The sequence below is a fragment of the Mesorhizobium sp. WSM4842 genome (genome assembly GCF_055901575.1).
Genome location: NZ_CM148372.1, coordinates 733,034 through 754,874, shown reverse-complemented (window position 1 = coordinate 754,874; position 21,841 = coordinate 733,034). Strand labels below are relative to the sequence as shown.

Genomic DNA, 21,841 nt, shown 5'->3' with positions numbered 1-21,841 from the left:
TTCGAAGGGTGACCGTCATGGCTACTCAGCAGACCCGTTCGCTTGCCCGCTACATGATAGCGCCATCCGTGGTGCTGCTGTTCGTCTGGATGATCGTGCCGCTGGCATTCACCCTGTGGTTCTCCTTCCAGCAGTACAACCCGCTCAACCCGATCCGCGACGGGTTCGTCGGCTTCTCGAACTACGCGCTTTTTTATTCCAATCCGGCATTCCTGCAGTCGATCCTCAACACGCTTATCCTCGTGGCCAGCGTGCTTTTGATCACGGTGATCGGCGGCATCCTGCTGGCGCTGCTGATCGATCAGCCGATGTGGGGACAGGGCATCGTCCGCATTCTCGTGATCTCGCCGTTCTTCGTCATGCCGCCGGTGGCCGCGCTGGTCTGGAAGAACATGATCATGCATCCGCAATACGGCGTCTTTGCCGACATTGCGCGCTTCTTCGGCGGGCAGCCGATCGACTGGTTTGGCCAATATCCCATGCCGGCGATCATCATCATCGTCGCCTGGCAGTGGCTGCCGTTTGCGACACTGATCCTCTTGACGTCCCTGCAGTCGCTCGACGCCGAGCAGAAGGAAGCCGCCGAGATGGACGGGGCCGGCTTCATCAGCCGCTTCATCTATTTGACGCTGCCGCACATGTCGCGCGCCATCACCGTCGTCATCCTGATCCAGACGATCTTCCTTTTGTCGGTCTATGCCGAGATCCTGGTCACCACCAATGGCGGCCCGGGTTACGCCTCCACAAACCTGCCCTTCCTCGTCTACCAGAAGGCGTTGCTGGAGTTCAAAATCGGCCAGGCATCCGCCGGCGGTATCCTCGCCGTCATTCTCGCCAACATCGTCGCCTTCTTCGCCATGCGCGCGGTCGGCAAGAACCTGGACAAATAAGGGAGGAAACGATGGCACGTGCAGTCAGCACCCAGCACAAGACGATCGCGACCGCGGCCGCCTGGATCGTCGCACTGCTGATCTTCTTCCCGATCCTCTATACGATCATCACGTCGTTCAAGTCGGAGCAGGAGGCCATCCAGGGCTTCAACCTGTTTCCGTCGGGAACCATGGAGAGCTATACCGCGGTCGAGGCGCAGCGCGGTTACTTCAAGTTCTTCCTCAACTCGGTGTTCCTGTCGGTCGGCTCGACCATCCTTGCCTTGCTCGTCGCCATACCGGCGGCCTGGTCGATGGCGTTCTCGCCGGGCAAGTGGACCAAGGACATCCTGATGTGGATGCTTTCCACCAAGATGATGCCGGCGGTTGCCGTGCTGTTCCCGATCTACCTGATCTTCCGCGACACAGGATTGCTCGACAGCCGCATCGGCCTGATGATCATGCTGATGCTGATCAACCTGCCGATCGTGGTGTGGATGCTCTACACCTATTTTCGCGAAATCCCGGGCGAGATCCTGGAAGCGGCGCGCATGGATGGCGCATCGCTCTGGAACGAGATCGTCTATGTGCTGACGCCGATGGCGGTGCCGGGCATCGCCTCGACGATGCTGCTCAACATCATCCTGGCATGGAATGAGGCGTTCTGGACGATCCGGCTGACCACCACCGAGGCCGCCCCGCTCACCGCCTTCATCAGTTCCTTCTCAAGCCCTCAAGGGTTGTTCTGGGCCAAGCTTTCGGCCGCCTCGACCCTGGCGATCGCGCCGATCCTGATCATGGGTTGGTTCAGCCAGAAGCAGCTGGTGCGCGGCCTGACCTTTGGCGCCGTGAAGTAGCACCGCCGCAAGCGATGTACGACGGACAATAACCCCTCGGGGAGGAAACCATGGGAAACATCACGCTCAAGCACGTCTCGAAGTCGTTCGGGTCGACGGTCATCATTCCGGGCATCGACCTGGTCATCGAGAACGGCGAGTTCGTCGTCTTCGTCGGCCCGTCGGGCTGCGGCAAGTCCACGCTGCTGCGGCTGATCGCCGGGCTGGAGGACACTACCGCCGGCACCATCAACATCGACGGCCGCGACGTCACCGGCGAGGCGCCGGCCAAGCGCAAGCTGGCCATGGTGTTTCAGTCCTACGCGCTCTACCCGCACATGACCGTGGCCAAGAACATCGCCTTCCCGCTGAAGATGGCGGGCGAGGACCAGGCGACCATCGATCGGAAGGTCAAGGACGCGGCGCGGATCCTGAACCTCACCAATTATCTCGATCGCCGCCCCGGCCAGCTCTCCGGCGGTCAGCGCCAGCGCGTCGCCATCGGCCGCGCCATCGTGCGCCAGCCTTCGGCTTTCCTGTTCGATGAACCTTTGTCCAACCTCGATGCGGCGCTGCGCGGCACCATGCGGCTGGAGATCAGCGAACTGCATCATCAGCTCAAGACGACGATGATCTACGTCACCCACGATCAGGTCGAGGCGATGACCATGGCCGACAAGATCGTCGTGCTCAACGCCGGCAACATCGAACAGGTCGGCTCGCCGATGGAGCTCTACAAGACGCCGAATAACCTGTTCGTCGCCGGCTTCATCGGCTCGCCCAGGATGAACCTGATCGAAGGCGCGCCGGCGGCCAAACATGGCGCCAAGACCGTTGGCATCCGTCCCGAGCATATGAACATCTCCAAGACTTCAGGCGAATGGAAAGCCACGGTCGGCGTCGCCGAGCATCTCGGCTCCGACACGTTTTTGCACGTTCAAGCCGACGGTGTCGGGCCGCTGACGGTGCGGGCCGACGGCGAACTGGCCGTCCATCACGGCGACACGATCTATCTGACGCCGGACAAGACCAAGCTGCACCGCTTCGGCGTAGACGGAAAGGCGATGATGCAATGAGGCTCGAGGGTAAATCGGCGCTGATCACCGGATCGGCGCGCGGCATCGGCAGGGCGTTCGCCGAAGCCTATGTCCGCGAGGGCGCCACGGTTGCCATCGGCGACATCAATCTCGAAGCTGCGGAAAAGACCGCTTCGGAGATCGGCGCAAAAGCCTATGCGGTCAAGCTCGACGTCACCGACCTCGCTTCGATTGAGGCGGCGGTGAAAGCGGTCGAGACAAGGACCGGCGGACTGGACATTCTGATCAACAACGCCGCTCTGTTCGACCTGGCGCCGATCGTCGAGATCACCAAGACGAGTTACGAAAGGCTGTTTTCCGTCAATGTCGCCGGCACGCTGTTCATGCTGCAGGCAGCAAGCCGCTCGATGATCGCGGCTGGTCGGGGCGGCAAGATCATCAACATGGCGAGCCAGGCCGGGCGCCGCGGCGAGGCGCTGGTTGCCGTCTATTGCGCCACCAAGGCCGCCGTCATCTCGCTCACCCAGTCGGCCGGGCTCGACCTGATCAAGCACCGGATCAACGTCAACGCCATCGCGCCGGGCGTCGTCGACGGCGAGCACTGGGACCATGTCGATGCTCTGTTCGCCAAATACGAAAACCGTCCGAAGGGCGAGAAGAAGAGACTGGTCGGCGAGGCCGTGCCGTACGGCCGCATGGGCACGGCGCAAGACCTCACCGGCATGGCGGTGTTCCTGGCCAGCGACGACGCCGAATACATCGTCGCTCAGACCTACAATGTCGATGGCGGCCAGTGGATGAGTTGAGGGGGCGAAGGCGCTCTTCTCCCCGTCTCCTCCACGGGGAGAAGAGCCGTCCGGCCAAAGGATAAAAGCAGATGACCGTGAAACTCTCTTCTTCCATCCTCGCCAAGCTTCCGCCAAAGGTCGCCGGCCCGAAATATAATCGCGCCGCGCTCAAGGCCGGCATCGTTCATTTCGGGGTCGGCAATTTCCATCGCTCGCATCAGGCCGTCTATCTCGACGATCTGTTTAATGCGGGCGTCGGCCACGACTGGGCAATTGTCGGCGCCGGCGTCTTCGAGGGCGAAAAGGTCGGCCGCGGCAAGTTGCAGGAACAGGACTGGTTGACCACCGTGGTCGAGCAGGATTCTGGCCACATGAGCGCCCGCGTCACCGGTGTCATGATCGATTTTCTGATGCCGGGCGCCGCGGCCGCGGTCATAGAACGGCTTGCCGACCCGGCGATAAGGATCGTTTCGCTGACCATAACCGAGGGCGGCTATTTCATCGATCCGGCGTCCGGCGTGTTCAACCCGACCCATCCCGACATTGTCGCCGATGCTGAGCCCGGGGCGACGCCCAAAACCGTGTTCGGCATCATTCTTGCCGGGCTGTTGCGCCGACGCAAAGACGGCATCGTGCCCTTCACAATCATGTCCTGCGACAACATCCCCCACAACGGCCATGTCACCGCCGATGGCGTCATCGGGCTCGCCCGGCTGATCGACGAGAATCTGGCGAAATGGGTGAGCGAGAACGTCGCCTTTCCCAACGGCATGGTCGACCGCATCACGCCGGCCACCACTGACCGTGAGCGTGGCATCCTGTCGAGCGAGTTCGGCCTCGAAGACAACTGGCCGGTGTTCTGCGAGCCCTTCAGGCAATGGGTGCTGGAGGACCATTTCACCGACGGCCGCCCGGCGCTGGAAAAGGTCGGCGTACAGTTCGTCAGCGATGTCGCGCCCTATGAGCTGATGAAGATCCGCATCCTCAATGGCGGTCATGCGACCATCGCCTATCCGGCCGGGCTGATGGACATCCATTTCGTCCACGAGGCGATGCAGGAGCCGCTGGTGCGCGGCTTTCTCGACAGACTGGAGCACGACGAGATCATCCCGACCGTGCCGCCGGTGCCGGACACCGTGCTGGAGGATTATTACCAGCTCATCGAGCACCGCTTTTCCAATCCGAAGATTGGCGACACCATCCGCAGGCTTTGCCTCGACGGCTCCAACCGGCAGCCGAAATTCATCATCCCGACCATCGCCGACCGGCTGAAGGCCGGCAAGGGCGTCGCCGGCCTGGCGCTTGAATCGGCACTTTGGTGCCGCTACTGCTTCGGCACGACCGATAGCGGCGCCGTCATCGAACCCAACGATCCGAGCTGGGACCGGCTGCAGACCACAGCCAGGGCGGCAAAGGATGCGCCTGCCGCCTGGCTGGCCATGGAAGACATCTATGGCGATGTTGGCCGCTCGGCGGCGTTCGTCGAGGCCTTTGCCAATGCGCTCAAGGCGCTCTGGGGCGATGGCGCGCGTACGACGCTGACGCGCTACCTCGCCGGCAATCTCTGAATGGCGCCTGAACTGGTCATTTTCGACTGCGACGGCGTGCTGGTCGACAGCGAGGGGCTGTCCGTTTCGGCATTGCTCGGCATGATCGCGCTCGCCGGCGGCAGTGTCAGCGAGGACGCCGCCTATGAGCATTTCCTCGGCAAGAGCATGAAAAGCGTTCGCGAAATCCTCGACCGCGACTTCGGACTTGATATCACCGACCAGCATCTGAGCGAGATGCGCGTCGGGCTGATGCGCAAATTTCGCGACGAGCTGAGGCCTATCCCCGGCATCGGGCAGGTCCTGCCGAGGCTCGCCATGCCATGCTGCGTCGCCTCCTCCGGCACGCTGGATCGCATCCGCTATGCGCTCGACGTCACCGGGCTGCTCGGGCTGCTCGAGCCGCATCTGTTCAGCGCCGCCATGGTGGCGCGGGGCAAGCCGGCGCCGGACCTTTTTCTCCACGCAGCCGCCAACATGGGAGCGATCCCGCAAAATTGTCTCGTCGTCGAGGACAGCCCCGTCGGCGTCGCGGCGGCACGGGCGGCGGGCATGCGCGTCCTTGCCTTCACCGGCGGTTCGCATGCCGGCAACCCGGCACTGAAAGCGCGGCTTGCGTCGAGTGAACCGGACTTTATATTCGCTGACATGCTGCAACTGCCCGATCTGATTGCAGGCCTGGGAGCGAGAGTAAGAACACCTTGACGAACAGTTTCGTTTGCGCGGTCGATGTCGGCACCGGGAGCGCCCGTGCAGGCATTCTCGACACCGGAGGCACCTTGCTCGGCCGCGCCGAGCACCCGATCGTCATGAACCGGCCGAAGGCCGACCACGCCGAACACGATTCGCAGGATATCTGGTCGGCGGTCTGCATTGCCGTGCGCGCCGCTCGCGAAAAGGCCGGCGTGGCAGCGGAGGGTATCGTCGGCATCGCCTTCGATGCCACCTGCTCGCTGGTGGTGCGGGACAGGGATGGTGGCCAGCTCAGCGTGTCGGTGTCAGGCGAAAGGCGCTGGGACACCATCGTCTGGCTCGATCACCGCGCCATTGCCGAGGCCGATGAATGCACCGAAAGCGGCCACGCCGTGCTCGACTATATTGGCGGCGTGATGTCGCCGGAAATGGAGACGCCGAAGCTGATGTGGCTGAAGCGCAACCTGCCCGGAACATGGAACGAAGCCGGCTATCTATTCGACCTCACCGACTTTCTCAGTTGGAAGGCGACCGGTTCGCTCGCCCGCTCGCAATGTACGCTGACCGCCAAATGGACCTATCTGGCGCATGAAGAGACCGGCTGGCGGCACGACTTCTTTCAAGCCGTCGGGCTCGGCGACCTTTTCGAGCATGGCAATCTGCCTGACAAGGCCAGCCCGGTCGGCGCCGATATCGGCCGTCTCAGCGCGGAAGCTGCGGCTGAGCTCGGCCTGACAGAAAAATGCCGGGTCGGCGCCGGCGTCATCGACGCCTATGCCGGCGCGCTCGGCGTGCTCGGCGGTTTTGCCGGCGACGAAACCAACATCGGCCGGCATCTGGCGCTGATCGCCGGCACCTCGAGCTGCGTCATGGCGATGTCGCCCGACCCGCAACCCTTTGCCGGCGTCTGGGGCCCGTATTATGGCGCGGCCCTACCCCGGCTTTGGCTGTCGGAAGGCGGCCAATCGGCCACCGGCGCGCTGCTCGATCATATCATCCGCTGGCATGGCGCCGGCGGGGAACCGGACGCCGCCATGCACGCCAGGATCGCCCGGCGCGTTGCCGAGTTGCGCGCCGTCGAGGGCGAGAACCTTGCGGCAAGGCTGCATGTGCTGCCGGATTTCCACGGCAACCGCTCGCCGCTCGCCGATCCGCATGCGGTCGGCGTCATAAGCGGGCTGACGCTGGAGTCCTCGTTCGACAGCCTGTGCAAGCTCTATTGGCGCACCGCCGTAAGCATCGCGCTCGGCGTGCGCCATGTGCTGGAAGCACTGAACGAGAACGGCTATCTGATCGACACGCTGCATGTCACCGGCGGTCACACCAAAAACCCGCTGCTGATGGAGCTTTATGCTGACGCCACCGGCTGTATGGTGGTCGAGCCGCTGGCCGACGAGGCGGTGCTGCTCGGCACCGGCATGATCGCGGCCACCGCCGCCGGGCATTTTCCTGATCTCAACGCCGCTTGCCTCGCCATGCAGCAGGGCGGCAGGAAGCGGGCGTCGAATCCGGCCGCCGCCAGCCGGTTTGATCGCGACTACCGCGTGTTTTTGGAGATGCACCGGCAGAGACAGGCGCTGGACGAAATCAGGTAGGCGCGGCGCGAACAACCCTGCAATGCGTCTGCTATCTCTGGTTCCATCGCCGGATAATTGGTTCGCCAAGGTCGTGCTCGTAGCCGAGAACGCTTGTGCTGGCGGTATCCAGCACAAACAAGGCGCCATCTTGCGGCGGCAGGCCGAGCCAGCGCGCGGCCAGCACCCGCAGGAAGTGAGAGCTTGAAAACACCAGGACATTGCCGTGGACGTCACGCAACTCGCTGACGATCCGATCCGCCCTCGCGCCGACATCCTCTGCCGTCTCGCCGTCAGGGCAGCCGTCGCGAAACAGACGCCAGCCGGGGCGCTCGATGAGGATCTGCTTTGTGGTCAGTCCCTCGTAAGCGCCGTAATCCCATTCCGCCAGATCGGCCTTTTTCGCGCCGGCCGAACCGAAGCCGGCCAGCGTACAAGTCTTGAAGGCGCGCTGAGACGGGCTCGACCAGACAGCCTGGAACGAAAGGCCCTGTAACCGCTCAGCGACCCGCCCGGCGGCCTCCTCACCGGCAGGCGTCAGCGGTATGTCGGTCAGGCCGGTATGCTTCCCGGAGGCACTCCATTCCGTCTCGCCATGCCGAACCATATAGATTTCGGGAAACGCGCTCATCCGCATGCCTTTCGATGGAATCCGATATGATGCCCGCTCTTCAGATCGGCCAACGACGCAACCATAACGGCTTGCGCTCTCTCCAAACAGACGGGCCAAACAGGCGGGCCAGACAGGCGGAGTTGAGACCGTACGCCCTTGCTGGCTCAACTCTTACTCTGAGTCAGCCTCTTGCCATAGCTGCCCCTTTCGTAGACAAGCCGTGCTGTTAATGCGGAATCCGGACCGATCACGGCCATTTTCCGCGCTGAGACGCGGCTTCCGGCTTTTAGCCGATGCGCCGCAATCGGATAGGCGAAAAAATGTCTGCGATCGAAGCCGGTGCCCGCGCGCCGGAAAACCTTTGGCGTCAGGAAGTCAGGGCGACGCTGGCGCTCGCCTGGCCGATGGTTCTCACCAATCTCGGCCAGACCGCGATGACCGCCACCGACGTCATGATGATGGGGCGGCTGGGTCCGGACACGCTGGCCAGTGGCGCGCTCGGCGCCAACCTCTATTTCATGCCTCTGATCTTCGGGCTCGGCCTGATGCTGGCGACCTCGCCGATGATCGCCACAGAACTCGGCCGCCGTCGCCATTCCGTGCGCGATCTGCGCCGCACTGTGCGGCAGGGCCTGTGGCTGGCGATCCTCATCTCAATCCCGATATGGATATTTCTCTGGTACGGCGAGGCCGTGTTGCTGGCCATGGGCCAGGAACCGGCGCTGGCCTATCAGGCCGGCATCTACCTCCGCTGGCTCGAATGGGCGGTGCTGCCCTTCTACGGCTATATCGTCCTGCGCTCGTTCATCTCGGCGCTGGAGCGGCCGGGTTGGGCGCTGGTCATCGTCTTCGTTGCCGTCGCCTGCAATGTTTTCTTTAACTGGGTGTTCATGTTCGGCAATCTCGGCGCCCCTTCGATGGGCATCGCCGGATCGGGCCTCTCCACCACGCTGTCCAGCACGCTGATGTTCGCCGGCATGGCGGCGGTGGTGATGCTTGAGCCGAAGTTTCGGCGCTACCAACTGTTCGGGCGCTTCTGGCGGGCCGACTGGCCGCGCTTCAAGGGCTTGCTGCGGCTCGGCTTGCCGATCGCCGGCCTCCTCGCTTTCGAGGTGACGATCTTCAACGCGGCAGCCCTTCTCATGGGCCTGATCGACGCGGCCTCGCTCGCCGCGCATGCCATCGCCATCCAGATCGCCTCGATCAGCTTCATGGTGCCGCTCGGCCTCAACCAGGCGGCTACGGTGCGCGTCGGGCTCGCCCATGGCGCCGGCAATCCGGAAGGTGTTTCCCGCGCCGGCTGGACCGCTTTTGTCATCGGCGTCTCGTTCATGGCGCTGATGGGGCTGGTGATGATCCTGTGGCCGCAGCTGCTGATCAGCGCCTTCATCGATCTTGGTGACCCGGCCAATGCCACAGTGATCGGGCTTGCAGTGTCGTTCCTGGCCTTTGCCGCGCTGTTTCAGATTTTCGACGGCGCACAGGCCGTGGCGGCCGGCATGCTGCGCGGCCTGCACGACACCAAGTTGCCGATGATCTATGCCGCGATCGGCTATTGGGGCATCGGCCTGCCGCTCGGCGTGCTGCTCGCCTTCTATTCCGGGCTCGACGGCGTCGGCATCTGGATCGGCCTGTCGTTGGGGCTGGCGGTGGTGGCGGCGCTGCTTCTGGCGCGCTGGCTGCGCCGGGATCGTATCGCGCCGCCGCTCTCCTTTGGGCATTGATGAAAGCGGCTTCCTCACGAGGAGGGCGGGGTCGTGAGGTCTATGGATATTTCGTCTGATTTGCACTCGCGGCCTGTGGGCTTAAGTCGCTTTGCAACTCCTTTGGCAGTGGAAGGCTTGAGCACCGCAAGTGCACCGCGCGAGCGAACAATTTTCGTTGCTTCTGCTGGTGCTCCTTGATGGCTGCTGCGAGCCCCAATCCGTACGGGCCAAGAAAGACGCCGGTTCCCCAGCCCGGCTGCTTTTTTTCGCGAGCGTCGTAGTCCGAAGCCTCCATGCGGGCTTGCTGGCATTCCGGCGACGCCCATTTCCGGTCTTGCTTCGAAAGCGACGCTCCATAGTCGACCGGAGAGGTCGCGCATCCAGCCGCTGTCGCGGCCAACGCGACGAATATTACAATTCTCATCCCCAAGCCCTTGATAAAGCATTGTGAGAGTACACAGAACTCTTCTTCCAACAAGGAGATAGCTCCGAAGAGGCAGCCGGAAACACGGTTATCGTCACCAATCGTTCTTCACAACGCGGAACCGGATAATCCCCAATGACTGCTTTTGACCCAAAAGATGGCATTCGAAACGCTAAGCGCAGAGGCAGCTTGCTAGTTTGTAGTCGCCCGTCGTTCAAGCGAGCGTGCATATTGCGTCAGCGGGAAGCACATGACGAAGAAGATCAAGGCGACCAACCCATAGACGGTGAACGGCTCGAAGGTCGCGTTGTTGATCGCGTTCGATGTCCTGCTGGCCAGGCCCCGAAAATCGTTTGATAATCAGCGTTTTCGGGGTTCTCTGAGACAACAACGACCGGGCGCATGGCTGGACCCATCGAGGGCGACTTGGCGTTTATACCCAGACTTAGACCAAGGTTTGTTAGAATCAGGTGATGCCGGCCTGCAAATAGCGGCTTTCTGCGCGACCAAGCCGATCTAGCGGGTGATAGGGAGGACACAGGAGTCACCAAGCTCATTCGACCCCCCTTTCACCAGGTTTCCCGTCGAAGGCACTGGCGCTTGGGCATCCAAACGCCCTCTTTCTTTCGGACGCTTGCGCCCTGTCTTCCCACTGGGGAAGGTGATAGCGCATGCGGGCCTCGCGGGGTTGGAAGGTCGCGATCCGAAGTACTTCCATTAAGATATCTTTAAAGTCCGACACGGCTCATCTCTTTGTTGGAAAGATTAAGCCTCGGCTGGCCCAAACGAGTTTGCCGTCGAGGTCGAATAGCATGCGGTTATGCGTATGAAGCGGGCTGTTAAACGATGCCTTGAGCAGCCTTGGTGACGCGGCGTGGAATCCTCGGCCGGAGGCTCCTCTTGGCGCGCGGGCTGCCGACACCGATGGGAGCACGCGCACTTGCACTCCTGGAGGTGCTGCTCGAAGCAGGCGGCGGTGTGGTGACCCGCGCGGAACTAATGGACGCGGCCTGGCCAGCGACAAGCATCGAGGAAAGCAACCTCACCGTTCAGATTGCCGCTCTCCGGAGGAGTCTGAGCGAAGCGAGCGACGGCATGGAGTGGATCAAGACCGTGCCGCGCGTCGGCTACCGGTTTGCAGGATCGATCCATGACGATGAAGATGGGATGGAGCCTCAACCGCAGGGCGATGCAGCACGACGATCCGCACAGGGCCATTTGTCGGTTGCCGTCCTCCCGTTCAGAAACCTCGGCAACGACCCTGAGCAGGTGCCTTTTTCCGAGGGCTTGTCGGAAGACCTGATTACCGACTTATCGAAAGTACCGGGCATGACCGTGATCGCGCGGCATTCATCCTTTGCCTATCGAGGAAAGCAAATCGACCTCCGCGCGATCGGAGCGGAGTTGGGCGTCGCATACATTGTCGAGGGAAGCGTCCGCCGCGCCGGGGGACGCGTGCGTATCAATGCCGAGCTCACTAAAGTGGCTGAGATAACGCAAGTTTGGGCTGATCGTTTCGACGGCGACCTCGATGATGTCTTCAAGCTTCAGGATGACGTAGTCGGACGAATCGTCGCCGCACTTGCAGGGGCGCTTCCTCGTGGGCGACTCTCAGTGGGGCCGCGTGCAACAAGCATCGACGCGTACGACCATTTTGTTCGTGGTCGAGCATTGGTCATGCAATCGACGAAGGGCAACGAAGCGGCTCGACCGCTGCTCCGGGCGGCAATTGAAAAAGACCCCGGCTTTGCCGCGGCACATGCATGGCTTGCAATGAGCCACTGTGCGGCTTGGGCGATGTGGGGAGAGGATCTGGAGCGTCACCGTGCGACAGCTCTGAAGGCTGCCGATCGCGCGGGAGCCCTCGACACGGAAAATGCAGATGCCCGGATGATATTGGGCTACATCCATGCTTATGAGGGAGATCTTTCCCGTGGTGACATGGAGTTCGGCGAAGCCCTGCGTCTCAATCCCAATCATGCTGACGCATGGGCCTTGCAGGCGGATCTACGTGTCTTCCAAGGAAGGGCGAGTGAAGGGGTCGAAAGCGTCAAGAGGGCCTTCCGGCTCAACCCATATCCCCCGCGAGTCTATTTTTGGGTGCTGGGCTTCGCCAACTATGCCGCGCGCCGATATGGGGAAGCGATCGAGGCGATCGAGGCATTGAAGCACGAAGCAACGTATCGAACGGGCTCCCAGCGTGTTCTGGCGGCCAGCTTGGCGCAACTTGGTCGTCTCGATGAAGCGAAGGCGGAGGCTGCACTGTTTCTTTCCGACAACCCTAATTTTAAGGCTCGACGCTGGGCTGACATACATCCGTTTCAAAATCCCGCTGACCGGGAGCACTTTGTCGAAGGGTATATCAACGCCGGTCTCCCGAACTGAAGAAGCTTCCCAGGCCGCGCCGCTCAACGGCGCGTGCCACCCGTTGCGGACGTTCGAAGTTCAACTCGCGAACGACCTCCTTGGGTCAGAACCGGACGTTGGTGAACGGCAGTTCTGACCCAAAGGAGACATTCGAGCGCTGACCGCAGAGGCAGATCCCTAGTTTGTAGCCGTCGCGCGTTCAAGCCTGCGTGCATATTGCGTCAGCGGAAAGCACATGACGAAGAAGATCAAGGCGACCAGCCCATAGACGGTGAACGGCTCGAAGGTCGCGTTGTTGATCGCGTTGGATGTCCTGACCAGTTCCTCGAAACCGATGATCGAGGTCAGTGCGGTCGACTTGATCAGCTGCACCAGGAAACCGACGGTCGGGGCGCGGGTGATCGAAAACGCTTGCGGCAGGATGATCAGCCTCAGTTCCTGCAGATAGTGAAGGCCGAGACTGGCGCCGGCGTCCCACTGGCCGCGCGGCAGCGCATCGACACCGCTGCGCCAGATTTCGGCGAGATAGGCACTGGCGAAGAAGGTAAGGCCAAGTGCTGCGGCGGTCCAAGGTTCGATGCGCAAGCCCAGCATCGGCAGGCCGAAGAACATCAGGAAGAGCTGCATGAGCAGCGGCGTTCCCTGGAAAAGCGCGATGTAGCCCGACGCAAGCCGCCGCGCCCATTTATTCTTGGCGATCCTGAAGAACAGCACGAGCATGCCGACCACACCGCCGCCGACGAAGGCCGCCAGCGACAGAAGCACCGTCCAGCGCGCGGCGAGCAGAAGGTTGCGGACGATATCCCAAAAGGTAAATTCGATCATGACACGCCGGCTCCCAGAGCGTGGCGGCCGCCGCTGACCAGCAGCCGGCGCAGCCCCACGGAAAGAACGAGATAGACGATCGTCACCACGAAATAGGTCTCGAAAGCACGGAAGGTGCGCGCCTGCAGCATGTCGGCCTCGTAGGTCAGTTCGCGCACCGCGATCTGCGACACCACGGCCGACTCCAGCATCATGATGATGATCTGGCTGGTCAGCGCCGGATAGATCACCTTGAGCGCCTGCGGCAGCACGATCTTGACGAACACCTGGCGCAGCCTGAGCCCAAGCGCAAGGGCTGCTTCCGTCTGCCCGCGCGGCACGGCGTCGAGCCCGGCGCCGACGATCTCGATCGTGTAGGCCGCCATGTTGAGCGTCATTGCCAGCATGGCGGCCAGCAGCGGATCGAGCCTCACGCCGATGCTGGGCAACCCGAAGAAGATGAAGAACAACTGCACCAGGAACGGCGTGTTCCTGATAATTTCGACATAGACGCCGATTGCCCGCTTGAGCAGCAAGGGGCCGTTTCGCCGCCCTGCCGCGCCGAGGATGCTGAGGAACGTTCCCGCGAGCGTGGTCACGGCGATCAAAAGGATCGTCATGGCCGCCCCGCGCGCGATCGCACCTATCGCATCGGCAAGCCAGCCGAAGTCGAGGCTGTAGCCCATGATAGGTCCTTACCCCGGAGATCAATCCTTGAGGTTGTCGGGATTGAGCGGTGTTTTGAGCCAGGCTTTCGAGCTTTCGTCCAGCTTGCCGTCGGCCAGCATCTTGGCGACCGCGTCGTTGACCGCCTGCTTCAGGCGGTCCTCGTTCTTGTTGAGGCCGATATGTGAGGGCGAGGTGAGAAGCTGGAACTTCTGTTCAGGCTTCAGTGCCTCCTGGCGGGCGAGCACCTGGGCGCCGACATCGTTGCCGACGACCATCAGCTGGGTCTGACCCGAGATGAAGGCCTGGATGACGGAGTTGTAGTTGTCGAAACGGCGGATGTCGGCCGAGGCGGGTGCTGCCTCGGTCAGTGACGTATCTTCCAGCGTGCCGCGGTTGACGGCGATCGACTTGTCGGCGAGGTCGTCCTTGCCTTCGACCTTGAGCGCGGCCGGGCCGATGACGGCGATATAATAGGGTGCGTAGGCGGCGGCGAAATCGATCACCTGCTCACGCTCCTTGGAATAGCCGACGCTCATCAGGATATCGACGCGCTTGTCGGTAAGATACGGAATGCGGTTCTGGCCGGTCACGCTGACCAAATTGAGTTTGACCTTGAGCTGGTCGGCGATGAACTGCGCCACGTCGATGTCATAGCCCTTGATGCTCATGTCGGCACTGGCCGAGGAGAAGGGCGGAAAGTCGGAGAAAATGCCGACATTGATGGCGCCGGCCTTGGTGATGTCGTCGAGCGCGTCGGCATTGGCGGCCTGGGTGGCAAGACCAAGGCCGGCGAGCATCAGCACGGCTGCGATGGATGATTTGAGCTTCATGTGAAGTGTCATTTTCGTTCCCCTGCTGGAAGCTTGTTTTGTTTGAATGCGGCCGCCGGCTCCAGCGCGGCGGTCGCCTTGGAACTTCATGGTCTGATGCGTCAGGCTCCCTTGCCTGAGATCGCCGGGCTGAACACCATCAGGCTGAGGATCTCGAACAGCACCTGCGCGCCGGCATGGGCCGTGTTGGTGGTTGCGTCGTATTGCGGCGCCACCTCGACGACGTCGCCGCCGACGATGTTGAGCCCTTTGAGGCCGCGCAGGAGTTCAAGCACTTCCCGCGTCGTCAGCCCGCCGACTTCCGGCGTGCCGGTGCCCGGCGCGAAGGCCGGGTCGATGCTGTCGATGTCGAAGGAGACATAGGTCGGGCCATCGCCGACGATCTGGCGCGCCTTCGCGATGATGGCAGGGATGCCGAGGCCGGTCACCTCTTCGGCATGGACCACGGTCATGCCGGATTCGTAGGTGAACTCCCATAGATACTCGGCCGAGCCGCGAATGCCGATCTGGATGGTGCGCGACGGGTCGAGCACGCCGTCCAACACCGCGTTGCGGAACGGCCCGCCATGGTGGAATTTGGTCATGTCGAACAAGCCGCTGGTGTCGCAGTGGGCGTCGATATGGATCATGCCGACCGGCGCTTTTTTGCCGACAGCCTTCAGGATCGGATGGCTGATCGAATGATCGCCGCCGACCGAAAGCGGGATGACGCCGGCATCGACGATCTGGTTGGTGCGGCGCTCGATGTCGTCATGGCTGGTCTCCAGCCGGTAGCGGCTCTGGAACGGCACGTCGCCGATGTCGGCCACCTTCAGCTCATGCGTCGGTGCGCATTCCAGTACATGGTTGTAGGGGCCGATGCGCTCGATGGCGCGCAGCGCCCTTGGCCCGAAGCGGGCACCCGGCCGGTTGGTGACGCCGAGGTCCATCGGCACGCCGATCATCGCCACCTGCAGGTCGCCGAAATCAGGATTGTCGGCGGCAATTTCCCGGTAGGGCGCGGCGAGGAAGGTCGGGATGCCGGAATAGGGCGCCAGCCGTGTGCCGCTCTTGGAGAAGATCTTGTCGGCGACGCGCCGGAATTTCGGGTCGAACATCTCGCCGCCATGGCTCTCGCCATATTTGCGGCGCAACGCTTCGAGCTTGCCGCGATCATAACCCATGTCGGTCCTCCATGGCTGGTGCGGAGCGGCCATCAATGACGGTCGCCATCCTGCCGGCTGCCTGCGGATTTCACGTCTTGATGCTGTTCGACCCAAAGTGTCTTGCAGCTGCATTGAAAAATCAATTGATATTGTTAGGGTCTTTGCTGTGAGAAAATCTCACATTAATGTTGAGCACGATCTTATCCGAAAACCGGGTCCCCACTTTTCGGGATCGTGCTCCTTTGAGGCCCCGATGGCCAAGCGTCTACCTCCCCTGAATCCTTTGCGGGCCTTCGAGGCGACGGCGCGCCACGCCTCGCTGACCAAGGCCGCGGCTGAGCTCAACGTCACCCATGGCGCCATCAGCCACCAGATCAAGGCGCTCGAACAGTCGCTTGGCGTCAAGCTGTTCGAGCGCGCTGGTCAGCGGGTGAAGCTGACGCCGCACGGCGCCGAATTGCTGCCGGCGGTGTCGACCGCCTTCGACGGTATCGCCGCCGCCACGCAGCGCATGACGAGGCCGGCGAGCACCGGCGCCCTCTCGGTGTCCTGCGTGCCGGCGCTGCTGCTGTTGTGGATGATCCCGCGGCTCGGCAGCTTCACCTCGCAATATCCCGACATCAGGCTGACGCTGATTCCGTCCAATGACGCCAAGGACATCCGCGCACCGCATATCGACGTCTGCGTGCACTATGGCGACGGCAGCTGGACCGATTGCTGGATGCGCAAATGGTCGGGCCTCGAACTGTTCCCGGTGGTCAGCCCGACGCTGATCAACAATCGTCCGATCCGCACCGTGCGCGATCTCGCCGATCATGTCTTCCTGCATGGCGACGACGGCCGTGAGTGGCACACCTGGCTGGCCGCCGCCGATGCGCTGGATCTGGAGCGCGGCCGCCGCCATCATCTCGGCGATGCTCGCATGGCGACCGAGGCGGCGGTTCATGGCCATGGCGTGGCGCTTGGCGATACGGTGACCGCAAGCGGACTGCTCGCCAGGGGACTGCTTGTCGCGCCGTTCAGCCTGTCGGTGCCGGCGGTCGACGATTTCTACGTCGTCTGCCGCAACGAGATGAGGTCGGCGCCGATCGTGCAGCTGTTCATCGACTGGCTGTTTGCCGAGAAGGAACAGGCCGACAGCCGCGCCGATGCGCCGGTGGCGGGCCGCATCGGCATCCGCAGGAAGCGCCCGGCGCTGCGAGTGATCGGCGCCAAGACCGCGTCCTGAGGCTGCAATTGCCGGAGCCGCGCGCTTGCCGCAGGTTTTCTTTTTGTCGGGCCAGCCCGCCAAGCGGGAGGCGCATTCAAAAATTCAATGCTAAGAGGCATTCCGCAGGGAGCCAGCAGTGAAGGCGGCATCGAGACATGACTAAGACCGATATAGCGCGGCGCGTCTACAACCACACCTGGAAGCTCGACCCGATCGTCCGCAGCCTGCTTGACACCGATTTCTACAAGCTGCTGATGCTGCAGATGATCTGGGGCATGTATCCCGAGGTCGATGCCACCTTCTCACTGATCAACCGCACCACCTCGGTTCGCCTTGCCGAGGAGATCGACGAGGTGGAACTGCGTGATCAGCTCAACCATGCCCGCACCTTGCGCTTCTCGAAGAAAGAGATGATCTGGCTCGGCGGCAACACCTTCTATGGCCGCAAGCAGATTTTCGAACCGGAATTCCTCGCCTGGCTCGAAAATTTCCAGCTGCCCGAATACGAGCTTTCCAAGCGCGATGGCCAGTACGAATTGAGGTTCAGCGGCCCGTGGATGTACACGACGCTGTGGGAGATTCCGGCGCTGGCAATTATCAATGAACTTCGATCTCGCGCGGCCATGCGGGCGTTCGGGCCCTTCGCGCTCGACGTGCTCTATGCCCGCGCCAAGGCCAAGATGTGGGCCAAGACCGAGCGGCTGAAAGCGCTGCCCGATATCCGGATTTCGGATTTCGGCACCCGCCGCCGCCATTCCTTCCTGTGGCAGCGCTGGTGCGTCGAAGCGCTCAAGGAAGGTATCGGCGAGGCTTTCACCGGTACGTCCAACGTGCTGCTCGCCATGGACAACGACCTAGAAGCGCTCGGCACCAACGCGCATGAACTGCCGATGGTGTTCGCCGCGCTCGCCAATTCGGAAAAGGAATTGAAACAGTCGCCCTACAAGGTGCTGCAGGACTGGCAGCGCTACTATGGCGGCAATTTGCTGATCGTGCTGCCGGACACCTTCGGCACCGCGGCGTTCCTGCGTGATGCGCCGGAGTGGATCGCCGACTGGACCGGTTTCCGCCCCGACAGCGCGCCGCCGATCGAGGGCGGCGAGAAGATCCTTTCCTGGTGGCGCGAAAAGGGCAAGGACCCCAGGCAGAAGCTGCTCATCTTCTCCGACGGGCTCGAGGTCGAGACCATCGAGGAAACCTACCGCCATTTCCACGGCAAGGTGCGCATGTCCTTCGGCTGGGGCACCAACCTGACCAATGATTTCGAGGGCTGCGCGCCGACCAACACCAACCGGCTCGACGCCATCTCACTGGTCTGCAAGGTCACAGAGGCCAATGGCCGCCCGGCGGTAAAGCTCTCCGATAATCCAGCCAAGGCCACCGGTGACGAGAAAGAGATCGAGCGGTATCTGCGTTTATTTGGCGAGAAAGACCGCGTGGAGCAGCTGGTCAAGGTGTGAAGGCTGCGAATGGTTTCGCGTCGCCAAAAGGGAAATCTCGGATAGCGTGAGTTCCCGCCCACCCCCCTCTGTCCTGCCGGACATCTCCCCCGCAAGGGGGGAGATCGGCAGTTCGTTCGAACGGCGCCCTTCCTGCAACGTCGAAGATTGGCGAAAGCCGACATGCCAGCCAATCTCCCCCCTTGCGGGCGAGATGTCCGGCAGGACAGAGGGGGGTGCGAAGGATCACTGCGGGCGAGCATATTCTTTCTGGACGGGAGCTTTCATCTGTTCGGATTTCATCGCATCACCCACCCCCGCCTTCGCCCATGCCTCCGATCGCGGCCACGTCCTGCTTCTGCCCACCGGCTACTATGTCGCCGGCGGTGCGCTCGCGGTCGCCGCCAGTTTCCTTGTCCTGGGACTGCTGCCCTCAGACTTTCCTACCCGCTTCTGGCGGCGGCGTCTGCCGCTGTTCGCATTCGGCGACGGCGCACGGGCAACCGTCAGCCTGATATCCTTTGCCGGCTTCGCGATTCTCGTTGCGGCCGGCCTGTTCGGCAGCCGCGATCCGCTCTCCAACCCGCTGCCGCTAGCGATATGGACGCTGCTCTGGGTTGGGCTGGTCTTGCTGCAGGGGCTGCTCGGCAATCTCTGGTCGTGGCTGAACCCCTGGTACGGGCCTTGGCGTGTCATTTCCGGCCTGTTCGGCGCGCGCGAGACATGGCGCCCGCCCCCGTGGCTCGGCTGCTGGCCGGCCGTCGTGCTGTTCTTCACCTTCGCCTGGTTCGAACTGATCGACCCGGCGCCCGACGACCCGGCGCGGCTCGCCTGGGCTGCCGGCCTCTATTGGCTGCTGAGTTTTGCCGCCATGCTGGTGTTCGGCTACCGCGACTGGAGCCGGCGCGGCGAGTTCCTGACCGTCTTCCTCGCCATGATTGCGCGCTTCGCCCTCCTTGAGCGCAATGAAGGCAAGCGCAATGAAGGCGGGCGCAATGAAGGTGGCCGGCTCAGTCTGTGCTGGCCGGGCGCCAAGCTCAGCGATGCCGCGCCGCTGTCGCTCAGCGGCATTGCTTTCCTGCTGCTTGCGCTGTCGTCGGTCTCCTTCGACGGCCTGTCCAAAACCTTCTTCTGGTTCGGCCTGTTCGGCATCAATCCGCTGGAATTTCCGGGCCGCACGGCGGTGATCGGCATCGGCACCTTCGGGCTCGTGCTGACGTTCGTCCTGCTTGCGGCCGCGTTCATCCTTGCAATTGTCCTCGGCCAGCGTCTTGCCGGCAGCCCGCATTCCCTCGGTCAGGCTGCAGGGCTGCTGGTCTGGTCGATCGTGCCGATCGCGCTCGCCTATCATGTTGCGCACTATCTGACGGCGCTGCTCGTCGACGGCCAATACGCCATGGCTGCGCTTTCCGACCCGTTTGCGCTGGGCTGGAACCTGTTCGGCACCGCCGACATGCGGATCGAAGCCGGCGCGGCCGCCGGCGCCGGCTCGGCATGGTGGCTGTGGAATTTTCAGGCCGGCGTCATCATCGCCGGCCACATGCTCGCCGTGCTCGTCGCGCATGGCCTCGCCTGGCGATTGCATCCGGTTCCCGCCCGCGCCGCGCTCAGCCAGTTTCCGCTCACCGTGCTGATGATCGCCTATACGGTCTTCGGCCTGTGGCTGCTTGCCACGCCGGCTGCCGGATGAGACAAAAAGCCCGCTTCGACGGCGTCGATTGATCCCTAGGGGAAAGCCCGCTTGCCACATCAGGGCTTTGATGATTTAGTTTGTACACATGCAATTTCGGCGCTCTTACCAAGAGTGGCCCGTCTCGCTACAGCCATTGGTCAAAACTCAAAAAACAAGGGGAACTGCCGTGACTGACAAGAATGGGTTTTTCGATCTCTCCAAGACCGGTCTCACCCGCCGCACGGCGCTCAAGGGGTTGGCCGCGGGCGCCGGTCTCGCCGTCGCGCCCGGGTTCGTGCGCTACAGCCAGGCGCAGAGCGCGGCGCCGATAAAGATCGGCTTCCAGTGCCACCGCACCGGCATTGGCGCCGCCTATGGCCGCTGGTACGACAGGACCACCGCCGCCGCGGTCAAGGCGATCAACGAAGCCGGCGGCATCAACGGCCGGCCCGTCGAGGTGATCATCGAGGATGACGGCACCGATCCCGGCCGCGGCGCCGAAGTGGTCGGCAAATTCGCCACCCAGCACAAGACCGACATCGTCTACGGCACGCTGTTTTCGCATGTCGTCATCGGCTCGGCGCCCGCCGCCGGCGAGGCCAAGATGCCCTATTTTGTCGTTAGCGAAGGCCACCACGTCGCCTCGACCAAGCTCAACCGCTACGTCTTCCAGCCCGGCATCACCGACGTGAAGAGCCAGATCCAGGCGATGGCGCCGTGGATCGCGGCGAATGCCGGCAAGAAGGTGACGCAGATATTCCCCGATTTCGCCTTCGGCTACGATCATCGCGACTACCTGCCGCCGGCGTTGAAGGCGCAGGGCGCCGAGGTCATCGCCCAGATCGCCATCCCCCCGACGGAATCGTCCTTCACCAAATACTTTCCGCAGATCCCGGCCGAAACCGAGGTGATCTACCACGTCATGGTCGGCCCGGCGGTGCTCACCTTCGTCAAGGAACTCGGCGAGTTCTACGGCTCCAACCGGCCGCAGCTGTTCGGCTTCATCGATTCGCTCGAAGCCACCGATATCAACAGCCCCGGCCTTGAATTCCTCGACGGCAGCCATTTCTGGGAGGGCTCGCCGCGCTATGCGCAGCCTGATGATTCCGCCGCGCAGAAGGCCTATCGCGCCGCCGTCGGCATCGACGACAATGGCGCTGCTGTCGGCGATCCGAAGGACGTCTCCACCGCCGCCCACATGTTCGGCTGCTGGGAAACGCTCTATGTCGTCAAGAAGGCGATGGAGGATGCTGGCTACAAGGGTCCCGAAGACCGCGCCAAGCTGGTCGAGGCGACCGAGGCCTTGACCGAGTTCGCCGAAGGCCCCGAGCATCCGCAGGGGCCGAAGACCTTCAACGGCAAGATCCACCAGTGTTTTGGCATCCAGAACATCTCCAAGGTCGAAGGCGGCCGGCTGAACGTCGTCCACAAGACCAAGATCGAGGACGGCCTCTACGAGCCGGAAGGGGATTACACGACCCAGCCGCTGTAAGCTTGGTTCTTTAAGCACAGTGCGCTTCGATCCACCCCCCTCTGTCCTGCCGGGCATCTCCCCCTCAAGGAGGGAGATTGGCAATTCGTACGAAGGCGGCCACTCACTGTCTTTGGTGATTGGCGA

19 protein-coding genes and 1 pseudogene are annotated in these 21,841 nt (G+C 62.6%); 13 read left to right on the top strand and 7 right to left on the bottom strand.

Annotated features, from left to right (window positions below):
• Positions 1–17 precede the first annotated feature (17 nt).
• The 7 genes from AC0NIE_RS03515 (at position 18) to AC0NIE_RS03485 (ending at position 7,365) form a co-directional block, all read left to right on the top strand.
• A complete protein-coding gene (locus AC0NIE_RS03515) occupies positions 18–890 on the top strand; it encodes a carbohydrate ABC transporter permease (protein ID WP_473488387.1) in 873 nt (290 codons plus the stop codon).
• Positions 891–901: 11 nt separating this feature from the next.
• Positions 902–1,726, top strand: coding sequence for a carbohydrate ABC transporter permease (locus AC0NIE_RS03510; RefSeq protein WP_473488388.1), 825 nt, complete (start codon positions 902–904; stop codon positions 1,724–1,726).
• 50 nt (positions 1,727–1,776) lie between these two features.
• A complete protein-coding gene (locus AC0NIE_RS03505) occupies positions 1,777–2,781 on the top strand; it encodes an ABC transporter ATP-binding protein (protein ID WP_473488389.1) in 1,005 nt (334 codons plus the stop codon).
• Positions 2,778–3,548: an L-iditol 2-dehydrogenase gene (locus AC0NIE_RS03500; protein ID WP_473488390.1), complete on the top strand. Its 771-nt coding sequence runs from the start codon at positions 2,778–2,780 to the stop codon at positions 3,546–3,548. The genes AC0NIE_RS03505 and AC0NIE_RS03500 overlap by 4 nt, the downstream gene beginning before the upstream one ends.
• A 71-nt stretch (positions 3,549–3,619) precedes the next feature.
• Positions 3,620–5,098, top strand: coding sequence for a mannitol dehydrogenase family protein (locus AC0NIE_RS03495; RefSeq protein ID WP_473488391.1), 1,479 nt, complete (start codon positions 3,620–3,622; stop codon positions 5,096–5,098).
• Complete coding sequence (locus tag AC0NIE_RS03490; RefSeq protein WP_473488392.1) at positions 5,099–5,782, top strand: HAD-IA family hydrolase; 684 nt, start codon at positions 5,099–5,101, stop codon at positions 5,780–5,782. It abuts the gene before it with no gap.
• Positions 5,779–7,365, top strand: coding sequence for an FGGY-family carbohydrate kinase (locus AC0NIE_RS03485; RefSeq protein WP_473488393.1), 1,587 nt, complete (start codon positions 5,779–5,781; stop codon positions 7,363–7,365). The genes AC0NIE_RS03490 and AC0NIE_RS03485 overlap by 4 nt, the downstream gene beginning before the upstream one ends.
• A gap of 31 nt (positions 7,366–7,396) precedes the next feature.
• On the opposite strand, the gene AC0NIE_RS03480 is transcribed toward AC0NIE_RS03485, so the two are convergent.
• Complete coding sequence (locus tag AC0NIE_RS03480; protein ID WP_473488394.1) at positions 7,397–7,975, bottom strand: histidine phosphatase family protein; 579 nt, start codon at positions 7,973–7,975, stop codon at positions 7,397–7,399.
• A gap of 302 nt (positions 7,976–8,277) precedes the next feature.
• Between AC0NIE_RS03480 and AC0NIE_RS03475 the strand changes: the two genes are divergently transcribed.
• Positions 8,278–9,681 carry an MATE family efflux transporter gene (locus AC0NIE_RS03475; protein WP_473488395.1) on the top strand — a complete coding sequence of 468 codons (1,404 nt, stop codon included), beginning with the start codon at positions 8,278–8,280 and terminating at the stop codon, positions 9,679–9,681.
• Between the two features lie 40 nt (positions 9,682–9,721).
• On the opposite strand, the gene AC0NIE_RS03470 is transcribed toward AC0NIE_RS03475, so the two are convergent.
• Together AC0NIE_RS03470 and AC0NIE_RS03465 are read right to left on the bottom strand one after the other, a co-directional pair.
• A complete protein-coding gene (locus tag AC0NIE_RS03470) occupies positions 9,722–10,087 on the bottom strand; it encodes a hypothetical protein (RefSeq protein WP_473488456.1) in 366 nt (121 codons plus the stop codon).
• A gap of 192 nt (positions 10,088–10,279) precedes the next feature.
• Positions 10,280–10,417, bottom strand: a pseudogene (locus tag AC0NIE_RS03465) (amino acid ABC transporter permease); the annotation flags it as partial.
• 594 nt (positions 10,418–11,011) lie between these two features.
• On the opposite strand from AC0NIE_RS03465, the gene AC0NIE_RS03460 reads away from it, so the two are divergent.
• On the top strand, positions 11,012–12,472 hold the full coding sequence (locus tag AC0NIE_RS03460) for a winged helix-turn-helix domain-containing protein (protein ID WP_473488457.1): 1,461 nt from the start codon (positions 11,012–11,014) through the stop codon (positions 12,470–12,472).
• Between the two features lie 159 nt (positions 12,473–12,631).
• Here AC0NIE_RS03460 and AC0NIE_RS03455 read toward each other — a convergent pair whose 3' ends face one another.
• The 4 genes from AC0NIE_RS03455 to speB form a co-directional block, all read right to left on the bottom strand.
• Entirely contained in the window at positions 12,632–13,279 is a 648-nt protein-coding gene (locus AC0NIE_RS03455; RefSeq protein WP_473488396.1) for an amino acid ABC transporter permease, read from the bottom strand.
• Positions 13,276–13,944 carry an amino acid ABC transporter permease gene (locus AC0NIE_RS03450; RefSeq protein WP_473488397.1) on the bottom strand — a complete coding sequence of 223 codons (669 nt, stop codon included), beginning with the start codon at positions 13,942–13,944 and terminating at the stop codon, positions 13,276–13,278. The genes AC0NIE_RS03455 and AC0NIE_RS03450 overlap by 4 nt, the downstream gene beginning before the upstream one ends.
• Before the next feature lie 21 nt (positions 13,945–13,965).
• Positions 13,966–14,769 carry a transporter substrate-binding domain-containing protein gene (locus tag AC0NIE_RS03445; protein WP_254024590.1) on the bottom strand — a complete coding sequence of 268 codons (804 nt, stop codon included), beginning with the start codon at positions 14,767–14,769 and terminating at the stop codon, positions 13,966–13,968.
• An 89-nt stretch (positions 14,770–14,858) separates the two neighbouring features.
• Positions 14,859–15,920 (bottom strand): agmatinase, encoded by a 1,062-nt coding sequence (speB, locus tag AC0NIE_RS03440; protein WP_473488398.1) that lies wholly within the window; start codon positions 15,918–15,920, stop codon positions 14,859–14,861.
• 235 nt (positions 15,921–16,155) lie between these two features.
• Between speB and gcvA the strand changes: the two genes are divergently transcribed.
• From gcvA to AC0NIE_RS03420, 4 genes are all read left to right on the top strand, one after another.
• A complete protein-coding gene (gene gcvA, locus AC0NIE_RS03435) occupies positions 16,156–17,130 on the top strand; it encodes a transcriptional regulator GcvA (protein WP_123146136.1) in 975 nt (324 codons plus the stop codon).
• Positions 17,131–17,267: 137 nt separating this feature from the next.
• Positions 17,268–18,572, top strand: a complete 1,305-nt coding sequence (pncB, locus tag AC0NIE_RS03430) for a nicotinate phosphoribosyltransferase (RefSeq protein ID WP_473488399.1) — start codon at positions 17,268–17,270, stop codon at positions 18,570–18,572.
• 193 nt (positions 18,573–18,765) lie between these two features.
• Entirely contained in the window at positions 18,766–20,241 is a 1,476-nt protein-coding gene (locus tag AC0NIE_RS03425; protein ID WP_473488400.1) for a hypothetical protein, read from the top strand.
• A 169-nt stretch (positions 20,242–20,410) separates the two neighbouring features.
• Positions 20,411–21,715 carry an ABC transporter substrate-binding protein gene (locus AC0NIE_RS03420; RefSeq protein ID WP_473488401.1) on the top strand — a complete coding sequence of 435 codons (1,305 nt, stop codon included), beginning with the start codon at positions 20,411–20,413 and terminating at the stop codon, positions 21,713–21,715.
• Positions 21,716–21,841: the final 126 nt, after the last annotated feature.